This window comes from Streptomyces sp. NPDC020845 (assembly GCF_044334165.1).
Classification (GTDB): Bacteria; Actinomycetota; Actinomycetes; order Streptomycetales; family Streptomycetaceae; genus Streptomyces.
In genome coordinates, this window is sequence record NZ_JBIRSJ010000001.1 from 17,515 (window position 1) to 30,863 (window position 13,349).

A 13,349-nucleotide genomic window follows, 5' to 3' on the forward strand; every position below is an offset into this window, starting at 1 on the left:
GCCACTCAGAAGGCTCGGGAGGAGCCTCAGGAGGGGGCCGGCGATTCCGCCAAGGTCGGCGATTCGGCGGCGCTCAGGACGGCCTGTGCCGTTACGAGCGGACGGGTACGCGGGAAGTAGTGGCCGCCGTCGGCGAGTTCGCGCAGCTCCACCCGCTCGGCGAGGAGCCGCCAGTCGCGGTACCGGTCGCGGTAGTCCGCCGTGCTCGGGTCGTCGGCGGCGATGACGACGGTGACCGGTGCGGAGAGCTTCGCCGTCGGCGGGGTCTCCAGGGCGTCGGTGAAATAGCGGTGTGCGGCCACGCAGTCGTGCCGGTAGGCGGCACCGATGTGCTCGGCGTGTGACTCGTTGAGCTCGGTGAGTTCGGTGTAGCCGCCGTGCGCGCTCAGCTGCGCGGCGATCTCGGCGTCGGTCTGTCCCGTCAACTCGCCGATGGCGGCGCTCCGGTCGGTGGCCGTGCCGAGCAGCTGCGCGCCGAGGAACACACGGGGGACCTCCACCCCGCGCTCCCCGAGTTTCCTCGCCGTCTCCACGGCCGGCGCGGCGCCCGAGGAGTGGCCCCACAGCATGACCCTGCGCAGGCCGTGCCCGGTGATCTCGGCGATGACCTGCTCCACTACCCGCGCCATCGGCGCGAACGGCTCGCTCTGGGCGGCCAGATCGTGACCGGGCAGGTCGACGCCGTAGACCGCGGGCCCGCGGCCCGCCAGGGCGTCGGCCATCGGACGGAAGTTCACCGCGTTGCCGCCCGCGTAGGGGAAGCACACCAGGGCACACTCCGGGGCACCATCCGCCCCCGCCAGTGACCGGTCCGACAGGGGCTGGAGCAGCCCCGGGCGCGGCCGGGACGTGCCGTCGAGGAGTGCGGCGAGGTCGGCGAGCACCGGGTGGCGTGTGATGTCCTTGAGGGACACCGCGCGGCCCAGGGCGATGGTGAGTTTCACGGCCGACAGCGAGGTGCCGCCGGAGTCGAAGAAGTGGTCCTGCCGGCCGATCCGGTGCCGGGGAACGCCCAGCAGCTCGGCCCAGGCAGCCGCCAGCCTCCGCTCGGTCGGGGTGCGCGGGGCGTGGTGCTGCGCTCCGGCGGCCTCGCCCGTCCTCGCGGGTGTGGTCTGCTCGGCCGGCGGGGCCTGTTCGGCCAGCGCGGTCAGCGCCTTGCGGTCGATCTTGCCGTTGGCGGTCAGGGGTAGATCGTGCTGCCAGTGAAAGGCCGCGGGGACCATATAGGCGGGCAGCGCGGCGCCCAGCGCCTCGCGCAGTACGTCCGCCTCCTGCCGCCGGCCGCTGTAGAAGGCGATCAGGTGTGTGCTGTGGTCCGGCCGCTCGGCCACGACCACGGCGGCGTTCCGTACCCCGGGCGCCCGCAGCAGAGTGTTCTCGATCTCGCCGATCTCGATACGGAAGCCACGGATCTTGACCTGGTTGTCCCGACGGCCGAGGAACTCCAGCTTGCCACCGGGATGCCAGCGTCCCCAGTCACCCCCCAGATACAGCCGCTCACCCGGCCGGTGCGGATCGTCACGATATGCCTCACGGGTCCGCTCGGGGTCATTGACATATCCACGCCCCACGCACACCCCGGAGAACGCGATCAGCCCCGGGGCGCCCAACGGCACCAGCGACAGACGCTCGTCGACGACATAGACATGCACGTTGCTGACCGCACGGCCCAACAGCACCCGCTCCGGCACCCCGTCCATGACCTCGTGGTTGGTGTCGTCCGAGGTCTCGGTCAGCCCGTAGGCGTTGACCAGCTTGATCCTCGGCTGGATGGCGAACCAGCGCTGGACCAGCTCCCGCTGCAGCGCCTCACCGGTCACCGAGACACACCTCAGATCGGGCAGCTCGCGGGGATACCGCTCCAGGTACGACACCACCACCTCCAGATAGGAGGGCACGACCTGCACCACGGTGGCCCGGCCACGTACCAGCGTGTCGACGAAGCGCTCCGCGTCCACGACCACCTCTTGGCCGATCAGCAGCGTCCGCCCGCCCACCAGCAGCGCCGCCAGCAACTGCCACAGCGAGATGTCGAAACACTGCGGGGCCGTCTGCGCCACCACTCGGCCCTGACCGATCCCCAGGTCGTCGATCTTGGCGTAGAGGTGGTTGAGCATGCCCGCGTGCTCACACATCGCCCCCTTCGGTTCGCCGGTGGAGCCGGAGGTGAAGTAGATGTAGGCCAGCTGATCGGCCGCGACGTCCACCCCGACGTCGGTGTCGGCGTGCTGTTCCGCGTACGCCGCCTCGACCAGCACCTTCTGCACCCCCGGCAGCGTGGCCAGGGCCTGATCGAGGGTGTGTGTGCTGCCGGATTCGGTGAGTACGAGTCGGCACTCGGCACGCGACAACGTGGCCGCGATACGACCGGCGGGGAAGTGGGGCTCGATCGGCAGATACACGCCCCCGGCCTTGAACACCGCCAACACCGCGGCCAGCCAGTCGAGGCCGCGTTCGGCGACCACCCCCACCACCGCTTCCCGGCCAAGACCCCGCGCCAGCAGCGCCCGCGCCAGCCGGTTCGCGCGCGCGTTCAGCTCCCCGTACGTCCACCGGCGATCGCCGTGCACCGCCGCCACCGCCTCCGGATGCGCCCGCGCCCGCTGCTCGAACAGCTCATGCGCGCGCCCCTGCGGCAGCATCCGGCGGGGCCCGGCAAGACCTTCGAGCTGATGGCGCACCTCCTGGGCCGACAGCAGACTCTGCCGCGTGTGCTCAGCCTCCGCATCCGCCGCCATCAGGCCCAGCGCGGCCAGGTGGTAGCCGCCGACGCGGGCCGCGCATTCGCCGTCGATCACCTCGGTGCGGTACCGCAGCCGCGCCACCAGCCGCCCGCCCCGATCACACCAACACCAGCTCACCTCTAGCACCACGCCGTCGCCCAGCCCGCGTTCGGCGCCCGCCGGGTCGAACACGACCTCGTAACCCGCCGCCTCCGGCTCCCGCCGCGGCTCATCGGCGGCAAACTCCCCGTGCGCCGCCGGCTCGGCCGCGGCGCGATGAGCGCTCAACACCAGTGCGCGCCACGACTCGGGTGCGACGGTCAGCCGGCACGGCAGCGGAGGGTCCGTCGTGTCGGCGGCATAGCCCGTCACCACCTCCTGCTCACCCGACAGCGCGGACAGCACCTTGGCGTGCGCGGCCAACAGCACCGCGCTCACCGGCACCCCCAACTCCCGTGCCAGTTCACGCACCCCCTCCACCACATCGCCCGGCACTGCCACTTCGTACTCGGCCACGCCCGCCACCGGCTCCCGGGTCCACCGTGGAACCACGGGGAATCCACCAGCGGTCGGCACACCGCTCACACACTCCTGATCCGCTTCCACGCGTGCTCCCATCGAATGGCCCCCCTTCCTCACATCGCCGTGGATCCGGCGTGGTTCGCCACCGGCAGCTCCGTGGCGGGGTTTCCTCCCCACTGTGCGTTCGGGGGGACTTCCTCGCCTTTCATGAGGAAGGAATCGGGTGCCATCACCACACCGTCGCCCAACGTCACGCCGTAGTGCACATGGGTGCCGACCCCGAGGGTGCAGTCGGCACCGAGCGTGGTGCGGTCGGACTTGAAGGTGCCGTCCTCCTGCGAGTGGCACTGGACCTTGCTCCCGATGTTCAGGGTGCAGTCGTCCCCGATTGCGGTGAGCGTCCGCTCGGTCATATAGCAGCCGTCGTCGAAGACCCTGCTGCCGATGCGCACCCCCAACAGCCGCCAGATCAGATTCTTGAAGGGGGTTCCGTTGAAAAGCTCGAGGTGTTCGTCCGGAACCTTCCACAGCCGTTCATGCCACCAGAAGTACGGGTCGTAGATGGAGCACAGCCGCGGGCGCAGCGCGCGGAACGCCGCCACGCCGCGCTCCACGAGGGCGAAGTAGAGGGCGGTGAAGGCGAGCGTGAGAGCCAGATACGCGGCGATCACCACATGCCCGAGCTCACCGTAGAGGCTGATCGAGGCGAGACCGAGCGCCGTGAGCACAAAGGCGTGCAGCCACCGTACGAGCAGGAAGAAAATCATGGAGCGGGCGTTGTAGCGGTTCTTCGCGGCGAGCCTGCGGCGCAGTTCCTCCCCGCCCCTGAGGTGGTCGAATCGGGAGTCGCGCTCCACCGACCGGGGAATCTCGAAACAGGGCGAGCCGAGCAGTCCCACCCCTTCGCGGAGCTCACCGTCGAGGGGGACCATCACCTTCGTCGCGAGCAGGCAGTTGTCACCCGTCCTGGCCCCGACGGGATAGGCGATGTTGTTGCCGAGGAAGTTATGCGCTCCGATCGACGCCCGGGACACCCGGAAGGATGTGCTCGAGAATTCCGCGTTGAGGAGGGAGAGGCCGTCGGCCACCATCGTTCCGCTGCCCACGGAGGCCAGATACGGGGTCTCGTGCCGCACCTCCGTGCCGAAGTTGGACCCCGTCTGCTCGACCCGGGACAAGTCGTATCCGAGACCGCGGAGATAGTGGACGATATAGGAGCTGTCGCCGAAGAACCATGTGAAGAACTTCAAGTTCGTCATGCCGGCAATCGCCCGGTGCGCCGCGTAGTGGAAGCCGTAGAGCGGGTAGACCTTGTCGGGCTTGATGAACAGATTCAGCAGGCGCGGAACGGTGCATACGAAGGCGAGGCCCACGACGACGAAGCCGAAGAACAGCGCGGAGGACATGAGCAGCGCGTCGATGAGGAAATTCGACGAGGTGATTCCGGCCGCCCCCGCGTCCGCTCGCTCGCCGAGCGCCGGAATCGCCTGGAACAGCATGTATATGCCGCCGACGGTCAGCGGTAGATACAGCAGGAACAGCTGAAGCAGGGTGGCGAGGCCGAAGCGGAACCGGCGCGACGTACCGCACCGGGCCGGCCCGACCCTCACATGGTCGATCTGTGTCGGCTGCGCCGGTGACCCGTGATGGCGCTCGCCGTCCGGGACCGCCTGACCGCGGTAGAGGGCGGATGAGTGGCCGAGCTGCGCTCCATCGCCCATCGAGGTGTCGATGTCGAGCACGGTCTTCTCGCCGATGAACACGTCCCGACCGAGGGTGACCCGGCCGGTCTGGATGTGTCCGGCGTGCGCCCGATAGCAGAGGAAGAACGCATCCTTGCGGATCACCGTGCCGGCCCCGACCGTGAGCAGATCGGTGCAGACGGGGATGGAGTGGGAGAGGATGGTGACTTCCTTGCCGATCCGCGCGCCGAGCGCCCGCAGATACAGCACATACAGCGGATTGCCGATGAAGAAGTGCATCGGATTGGCGTGGAGCAGCGCTTTGACGATCCAAAAGCGCACATAGGTCAGGCCCCAGACCGGGAACTCGCGGCTCTTCCAGCGGCCGATGAGGATCCATTTGGCGGCGATCGGGAAGGTGCACAGAACGACGAAGCCGATGCCGCCGAACAGGACCGACCGAAGATAGGTGTCGACCAGACCCGAGCCGTCGGCGACCCATTCATAGCCTCGGGCCGCGACGAGTCCGGTGACGGAGGAATAGCCCAGGAAAACCAGCAACTGGAGTGTTCCGCACAGTACGTAATCCAGTGTGCGCGCCGATGCCTTCCGCGTCGGCGGTACCATCTGCGTCGGTGCCGGTGAATCGACAGCGGTGGCGGTGGCGGTGGCAGTGGCGGTGGCGGTTGCGGCAGCGGCGGTGCTCGCGACAGCCGCCGCCAGGCTCTGTATCGTGGGGTGTCGATAGATGTCCTTCATCGACACGGACGGCAGGTCCGGTCTCTTTCTGACCCGTGCGCAGAACTGGGCCATGACCAAGGAGTTCGCGCCGAGATCGGTGAAGAAGTGGTGGGCGGTCGAAACGCGTTCTGCGGATACGACCTCGGCCAGTACTTCGGCGAGTTTCCTCTCGATGTCCGTCCCCGCCGGTTCGACACCGACGCGTCCGTCGATCGCGGGTTCGTCCGGCTCCGATATCAAGGCTTCGGCGGACTTCTCAGCCATTCGAGCTCCTTGAGGAAGTTTCGATGACCACCGGTCACTGGGTGCCGCTCGGACTCGATCGCGATGACACGACAGTAATGTTCGGCGGGCCGGTGTTCCTCGATTTCCTCCACCGACCGGGTGAGGAGCCCTTGTTCTTCGGCCTGTTGGCTATCCGTCGGCCTGTTCGGCTATCCGTCGGCCCGTTGGCTACCTGCCGGCCGGCCTTCGGCCCGTCGGCGTCCGCGCAGCGTCGCCGTGAAGCTCCGTCCGTAGGAGTGGCGGGTGGCGACGCGGATCCGGGTGCCGCCGGGGAGGCGGTCGACCCGTACGCCCTCGTCCACCGAGCCGGCCCGCAGGGCGCGGCCCCGGATGACGACCGAGACCGTGTCGCGCTCGGTGGTCGGGTCGGCCACCGCCACCGATACGGTCCCGTCGCGCCCCTCACGGAGGATCACCGACGCCGGGCCGTCCATCGACAGATGTCCGGCGTGGTGGTGGCCGGGGGCGAAGACGTTGACGGCGATCAGGCCGAGGCCCTCGTGCCGCACCGCCTGGACGCGCGCGGTGTTGGCCAGCACGGACATCGGCCCGTCGGCGTACGCCATCAGCTGCCGCTCGGACGCGTTCGGGACGAGGGCGTAGGCCATCGAGGTGGCGGGCGCGCCGGCCGGCTGTTCGACGGAGACGGAGAAGACCTGCTTGGTCACCATGGTGTCCGGGTTGGACACGCGGACGGCGCGGCGGCTGCGGGTGACCGTCTCGAGCGCCACGGTGGGCCGCCGCCCGTCCAGGAACACATAGCCGACCGCGGTGCCCTGGCCCGCGTCGGCGTAGCGCAGCCAGGCCAGCGGGGCGGTGCCGGTGCCGGACCAGGGCGTGCCGTCGCGCAGCCGCCCGGTGAGGGTGACGGTGTCCGCCGGCCGGGCCAGGCGGCTGACGCGGCTGTCGATGGTTGTTGTCACCGCGCGACCCGCCGGGTCGCCCACGCCCGCGGCGAGGACGACGATCTCGTCGTCGAGCATGAACCACGACTTGGTGGCGCGGGCGTTGCGGTAGGCGACGAAGTCGTCGGGCAGGGTACCGGCCTGCTGGGCGGCGTACGCGACGTCGTCGGCCTGGACGAGCCCGGCCGCGCCGTACGCGCCGAGGCAGGCGCCGCCGGAGAGGCCGCCCGCGCCGCGGGGGAAGTAGACGTAGGTGTTCTGCGACTCGGAGGAGGAGGTGAAGCCGCGCTCCGGGTTGTCGTACCACAGGCCGCCGTAGAGCTCGGGGACCGTACGGCGGGTCTCCACGGGGGCGGTGACGCCGGCCAGGCGGTAGGGCGAGACGGTGGTGAAGTAGTCGACGCCGAAGGCCTGGGTCTGGTCCTGGCCGGAGAGATAGAGGTAGTGGGCCCCGTCGCCCTGGAACCAGGGCATCAGGTTCTCGCCGTTCATGTACTCGTACTTGCTGATCCTCGGTGAGCTGCGGGCCAGCGCGAAGGCGTAGCCGGGGCGCCGGTGGACGGTCTTGTCCATCGCGTTGAACGCGACGTGGCGCTCGGCCGGGTTGAGGTCCTTCGCGGGGATCCCGGTGTCGGCGAGGATGTCGGCGTAGCGGGCGACGCTGACGGGGGAGAGGAAGCGCGCCGGGTCGAGGGTGGCCCGGGAGTTCTGCCGTACGAACTTGACGTAGCCCTTGAGGGCGGTGGCGTCGGCCCCGGCCGCATAGCCGGACAGGTCGACGACGGCCTCGACGACCTCCGCGACATCGGTGTATCCCGTGGTGGTGCTGCGGGACACCCCGCGGCCCTTGACGATCTCCATCATCCAGCCCTCGAACACCAGCGGTGCGAAGCCGCGCACCACCCAGTTGCGCACGGCGCCGACGCGGTCCTGGCCCTGGGCATAGCCGGTCCCCTCGAGGATCTTGATGGCCTGGACCATGCGGGTGAGCAGGCCCTTGCCGTAGGAGCCGGTGTAGGCGACGGAGGCGTGCTGGATGAAGGAGCCGTCGGCGTAGAAGCCGTCGGTGACGTTGTGGCTGAGGTGGTACGGGTCGATGGTGGTGAGGACGGTCAGCTGGTCGGCGACCGCCTTGGTGATACGGGCCTCGTCGCCGAGCACGGCGCCTTGGAGGATCCGGTTGGTGGTGATGTCGGCGAGGTTGGCGCCGGTGTGGAAGCGGGAGTCGAGGTCGACGTCGCCGGCCTTGCCGTTGCGGAGGTAGGCGTCCATCGAGGCGACGCAGGTGGCGGTCAGGTCGGGGCGGTATGCGGTGAGCTCGTCCTTCAGCAGGACGAGGGTCCGGGTCAGCTGGGAGGAGATGCCGATCTCCCAGTTGAACCAGTTGCCGTAGTAGCCCTTCGACTGGTCGCCGTAGTAGTCGTCGTGGAGCCGGACCAGGCCGTCGATGACCCGCCGCTGGACCGCTGTATCGTCACCTGCGCCCGGGGCCGCGCCGCCGGGGGCGCGGGTGGCGAGGGCGATCTCGTACAGGTACTGGAAGGACGTCGTCAGATTGGTGTCGCTGCTCCCCAGCGGAAGGCCGCGGAACAGCTCGCCCGACCCGGCGCCGTCCAGGGCGGCCAGCCGGGCCTTGGCCGTGGAGGCGATGGCGGCGAGCTTGGCGGCGACCTCCGGCCGGGCGTTGGAGTCGGCGGTGCCGGCGAGGACGGCGACGGTGTTGCCGATCAGCGTTGCCTGGTCCTCGGCGGCCTCGCCGGGTGTCGCCTCCCGCGGCGCCTGGGACCAGGCCCGCTGCGGCGGCGCCACCGCCGACAGGGTCGCCGCCGGGACGATCGACAACAGGGCACGACGTGTCATCCGCACGGGACGCTCCAGGGGTTGACCGGAAAGCGCTCGGCGCATTCAACCAACGGTGACCTTCCCTGTCACCAGTCCGGGCGATGATTGCATCTTCATGCCGAAGCCCCCGGGCTCGGAGTCCGGGCTCGCCCCCGGGCCCGACCCGGAAGGCCCCGGACCCGTCCCGGATCAGACCTTGCGGTAGTCGTACGCCTCCTCCGCCGCCCGCGCGACCGCGTCCACGTCCGCCCCCGCCGAGGCGGCGACGACCGCCGCCACCGCGCCCTCCACCAGCGGCGCGTCCACCAGCCGGGAGCCCGGGGGCAGCTCGTCGCCCTCGGCCAGCAGCGCCTTCACGGTCAGCACGGCGCTGCCCAGGTCCACCAGGACCGCCACGCCCGCGCCCTGGTCGACCGCGTGAGCCGCCTCGGCGACCAGCTCCGGGCTGGTGCCGAGCCCGCCGTCCGGGGTGCCGCCGGCCGCGGTGACCGGCGCGGTGCTGCCGCCGCCGGCCAGCCCGGTGGCCAGCTGAGCCACCGACTCGGCGACGGCGGCGCTGTGCGACACCAGCACCACGCCGACCCGCTTCTCCGCGTCACTCATGAAGAAGCCACCTCCGCGAGGGCCGCGAACAGCAGCGCCGACGAGGTGGCGCCGGGGTCCTGGTGGCCGATGCTGCGCTCGCCCAGATAGCTGGCCCGGCCCTTGCGCGCCAGCATCGGCACGGTGGCCAGCGCGCCCTTGTCCGCGGCCTCGCTCGCCGCCGCGAAGGACCCGCCGTCGGCGGCCAGCGCGTCCAGCGCGGGGAGGAGAGCGTCCAGCATCGTCTTGTCGCCGGGCGCGGCGCCGCCGAGCTGGGCGACCGCGTCCACACCGGTCCGCAGCGCGTCGGCCAGCTGCCGTACGGTGACCTGCTCGGCGTCGCCGAGCGCCTTGCCCGCCCGGCGCAGCAGTGTCCCGTACAGCGGCCCCGAGGCGCCGCCCACCTTGGAGATCAGCTGACGTCCGGCCAGGATCAGCACGGCCCCCGGCGGGCCCGGCGGCTCCTTCTCCAGGGCTTCGGTGACGGCCGTGAAGCCGCGCTGCATATTGCTGCCGTGGTCGGCGTCGCCGATGGCTGAGTCCAGCTCGGTCAGTCGGGTCGCCTCGCGGCTTATGGCCGCGGCCGCCGCGGTGAGCCAGCGGTGGAAGAAGGCGGCGTCGAGCGCCGGTTCGTCGGCGGTTTCGCTGCTGGACACAGAGCTGGGCACAGGGCGCCTCCTCGGTCGAATGGCCAAACGGCGACAGCGTACGTATCGGTGGCGGGAGCCGGTCCCGGTCAGCAGCCCCAGCGCAGTCCGGCGGTCCTTACCGGCGCGTTCCACAGTCGCAGCAGTTCCTCGTCGACCCGGCACAGGGTCACCGAAGCGCCCGCCATGTCGAGCGAGGTGACGTAGTTGCCGACGAGCGTATGTGCCACCACCACCTCGCGCTCGCCGAGCACCCGGTGCACCTCGGCGGCGAAGCCGTACAGCTCCAGCAGCGGTGTGGCCCCCATGCCGTTGACGAGGACGAGGACCGGGTTGTCGGTCCGCAGCTCCTCCAGCACCGCGTCCACCGCGAAGTCGGCGATCTCGTGGGAGGTCATCATGGCCCGCCGCTCGCGCCCGGGCTCGCCGTGGATGCCCACGCCCAACTCCAGCTCCCCGGCCGGGAGGTCGAAGGTCGGGCCGCCCTTGGCGGGGGTGGTGCAGGCGCTGAGGGCGACGCCGAAGCTCCGCGACGACTCGTTGACCTGCCGGGCGAGCGCCGCCACCCGGTCCAGCGGCGCGCCCTCCTCGGCCGCCGCGCCGGCGATCTTCTCCACGAACAGCGTCGCCCCGGTGCCGCGCCGCCCGGCCGTGTAGAGGCTGTCGGTCACCGCCACGTCGTCGTTGACCAGGACCTTGGCGATCTGTACGCCCTCGTCCTCGGCGAGCTCGGCCGCCATGTCGAAGTTGAGGACGTCGCCGGTGTAGTTCTTGACGATGAACAGGACCCCCTTGCCGCTGTCCACGGCGGCCGCGGCCCGCACCATCTGATCGGGCACGGGGGAGGTGAAGACCTCGCCGGGGCACGCCGCGTCCAGCATTCCGGGCCCGACGAATCCCCCGTGCAGCGGCTCATGCCCCGATCCGCCACCGGAGACCAGCGCGACCTTGCCGGCGACCGGGGCGTCCCGCCGGACGATCAACCGGTTCTCGACGTCCACCGTCAACTCGGGATGCGCGGCGGCCATTCCGCGCAGGGCGTCGGCGACCACGGTCTCGGCAACGTTGATCAGCATCTTCATATGCGTGTCCGTTCTCCGCCGGGTGGAGCTGTACGGGTGGAGCTGTACGCGGGATGAAAATCCTACGGATCTCCGGCGCTCATGGCACCCCTTGGGCGCTGAGCTGAATGGATCAATGCGGAGAAAAAGGTACAAAAGCATCATATGGTTCGCGCATGGAGAATACTGTCGCCCCGGCCGCCGCCACCCCGCGCCCGCGCCCGCAACCCTTCGAGCCGGCGCGCCATCGCCGCCCCGCGCCCTGGCTCGCGCTGGTGGCCGCCGGTTACGCCCTCGTCCAGCTCCTCGTGGTCATTCCGCACACCGCGCACGCCCTGGGCTGGGACGAGTCCGTGTACGTCTCCCAGGTCGACCCGCGCCACCCGGCCGCGTACTTCAGCGCCCCCCGCTCCCGCGGCATCAGCATGCTGGTCGCCCCGGTCGTCTCCGTGACCTCCTCCATTCCGGTGCTGCGGGTACTCCTCGCGGTGCTCTCCGCCGCCGCCCTGTACGCCGCCTTCCGGGTGTGGCGCCGGATGCTCGGCCACGGCACGGTCGCCCTGGCCGCACTCCTGTTCGCCGGGCTGTGGATCACCCAGATCAGTGGACCCACGGTGATGCCGAACCTGTGGGTGGCGATCGGCGCGGTGGCCGCCGTCGGCTGGTTTCTGCGCGCCCCCGCCGAGCGGAGCGCGCGCTGGTGGCTGGCCGCCGTCATCGCGGGCGTCACTCTCGTACGGACCCCCGACGGGGGCTGGCTGGCCCTGCCGCTGCTGGCCGGGGCCGTGGCCATCCGGGCCTGGCGGCCGGCCCTGCCCGCGCTGCTCGGCGGGCTCACACTGGGCGCCGCGCAGTGGGTGGGCGAGGCGTACGCCCGCTTCGGCGGCGTCCTGGAGCGGCTGCAGGTCTCCAGCGATGTCGAGGGCGGCATGGGGCTGCACTTCAACGTCGGGGCGGCGCTGCGCAGCCTGAACGGGCCGCAGCTGTGCCGTCCGTGCGAGGTGCCGCTGCGCCACCCGGAGCTGACCGTGTGGTGGCTGGCGCTGCCGCTGCTGACCGCCGCCGCGGTCGTCGTCGCCGTACGGGACCGCCGCGACCGCCGGGAGCGCGTGGCCCGCCCGGGCGCCCCGCACCACGGCCACCCGCTCGCGCTGACCATCCTGCCGATCGTCTGCGCCGCCGCGCTCGCCATCCCGTATCTGCTGCTCATCGGCTACTTCGCGCCGCGCTTCCTGATGCCCTCCTATGCGCTGCTCGCGCTCCCCATGGCCGAGCTGCTGCTCCGTATCGTCCAGGGCGTGCGCTCCCCGCAGCCCGTGGCGGTCGCGCTCGGTGTGGTGGTCACCCTCCAACTGGCCTCGCAGCATGTGGTGCTCGGCCGTTCGGCGGCCCAGTCGGAGAAGGTCAACGGAAGCTACCGGACGGCCGCTGCCGCGCTGCACCGGCTGGGGCTGCGGTCGCCGTGCCTGGTCGCCGGCGACCACGCCCTGCCCATCGCGTACCACGCAGGCTGCGCCTCCGCCCAGACCAGCGGGAACAACCGGTCCATCACGCCCGCGGCGCTGGTGTTGCGGTCCGCCCGGGAACCCACTGCCGTGCTCACCCACCGCTCCCAGCCGCGTCCCCCGGCCTATGCGCAGACCTGGGTGGCGTATCGGCTGCCCGGGACGGACTGGACCGCCCATCTGCCGCCGGATCAGGCGCGTGAGCTCCAATCCCGACAGAAGGTGTCCGGTAATCCCGGAAGCATGGGCGCCATGATGAGTGCGACGACGACCAGTTGGGGTGGGTTCGAGGCGGCGGAGCCCGCGTTCTCCACCGTGGTGCGGGAGCGATTCCAGCGCTACCGGCACCATGTGCTGGCCACCCTGCGCCAGGACGGCAGCCCGCGGGTGACCGGTCTCGAAGTGGACTTCCGCTTCGGCGAGATGTGGCTGGGCATGATGCCGGATTCGCGCAAGGCCCTGGACCTGCGGCGCGACGCGCGCTTCGCGATCCACGCCAACCCCGGCCCCGACACCGGGATGGACGGCGGCGACGTACGGGTCGGCGGGCGCGCCGTGGAGGTGACCGATCCGCAACTGCTCGCCCGCTTCGCCGCGGAGGTCCACCCGCCGGAGCCGTTCCACCTCTTCCGCGTCGAGGTGACCGAGGTGGTGCGCACCGCCGTGGAGGGCTCCGATCTGGTGCTGCAGACCTGGCGCCCGGGCGAGGTGGTGCGGACCACCCGACGGGGCTGAGTCCCGTGTTTCCGGCGGTTGTTCACGGAAGGAGTGAGAAAAAGCCAGCGATGCATGTGATGTAGGCCAAGTTGTAACACGACAAGGTGTTTCCTTCTCATCAACTCTGTTGGTATCCC

Annotated in this window: 7 protein-coding genes; 1 reads left to right on the top strand and 6 read right to left on the bottom strand. The window is 70.6% G+C overall.

Annotated elements, in window-relative coordinates; all coding sequences use genetic code 11:
• Positions 1-26: 26 nt before the first annotated feature.
• From ACH4U7_RS00070 to dhaK, 6 genes are all read right to left on the bottom strand, one after another.
• Complete coding sequence (locus ACH4U7_RS00070) at positions 27-3,341, bottom strand: amino acid adenylation domain-containing protein (protein ID WP_398525759.1); 3,315 nt, start codon at positions 3,339-3,341, stop codon at positions 27-29.
• Between the two features lie 17 nt (positions 3,342-3,358).
• On the bottom strand, positions 3,359-5,932 hold the full coding sequence (locus ACH4U7_RS00075) for a Pls/PosA family non-ribosomal peptide synthetase (protein ID WP_398525760.1): 2,574 nt from the start codon (positions 5,930-5,932) through the stop codon (positions 3,359-3,361).
• 170 nt (positions 5,933-6,102) lie between these two features.
• Positions 6,103-8,724: a polysaccharide lyase family 8 super-sandwich domain-containing protein gene (locus tag ACH4U7_RS00080; protein WP_398525761.1), complete on the bottom strand. Its 2,622-nt coding sequence runs from the start codon at positions 8,722-8,724 to the stop codon at positions 6,103-6,105.
• Between the two features lie 165 nt (positions 8,725-8,889).
• Complete coding sequence (locus ACH4U7_RS00085) at positions 8,890-9,303, bottom strand: PTS-dependent dihydroxyacetone kinase phosphotransferase subunit DhaM (protein WP_089505382.1); 414 nt, start codon at positions 9,301-9,303, stop codon at positions 8,890-8,892.
• A complete protein-coding gene (gene dhaL / locus ACH4U7_RS00090) occupies positions 9,300-9,950 on the bottom strand; it encodes a dihydroxyacetone kinase subunit DhaL (RefSeq protein WP_398525762.1) in 651 nt (216 codons plus the stop codon). Before dhaL ends, ACH4U7_RS00085 begins: the two co-directional genes overlap by 4 nt.
• Before the next feature lie 68 nt (positions 9,951-10,018).
• Complete coding sequence (gene dhaK, locus ACH4U7_RS00095) at positions 10,019-11,011, bottom strand: dihydroxyacetone kinase subunit DhaK (protein ID WP_398525763.1); 993 nt, start codon at positions 11,009-11,011, stop codon at positions 10,019-10,021.
• 155 nt (positions 11,012-11,166) lie between these two features.
• On the opposite strand from dhaK, the gene ACH4U7_RS00100 reads away from it, so the two are divergent.
• A complete protein-coding gene (locus ACH4U7_RS00100) occupies positions 11,167-13,230 on the top strand; it encodes a pyridoxamine 5'-phosphate oxidase family protein (RefSeq protein WP_398525764.1) in 2,064 nt (687 codons plus the stop codon).
• The last annotated feature ends 119 nt before the right edge of the window (positions 13,231-13,349 follow it).

Coding starts and splice junctions, on each gene's coding strand:
- dhaK (WP_398525763.1), bottom strand. CDS start 11,011: ATGAAGATGCTGATCAACGTTGCCGAGACCGTGGTCGCCGACGCCCTG.
- ACH4U7_RS00070 (WP_398525759.1), bottom strand. CDS start 3,341: ATGGGAGCACGCGTGGAAGCGGATCAGGAGTGTGTGAGCGGTGTGCCG.
- ACH4U7_RS00075 (WP_398525760.1), bottom strand. CDS start 5,932: ATGGCTGAGAAGTCCGCCGAAGCCTTGATATCGGAGCCGGACGAACCC.
- ACH4U7_RS00100 (WP_398525764.1), top strand. CDS start 11,167: ATGGAGAATACTGTCGCCCCGGCCGCCGCCACCCCGCGCCCGCGCCCG.
- ACH4U7_RS00085 (WP_089505382.1), bottom strand. CDS start 9,303: ATGAGTGACGCGGAGAAGCGGGTCGGCGTGGTGCTGGTGTCGCACAGC.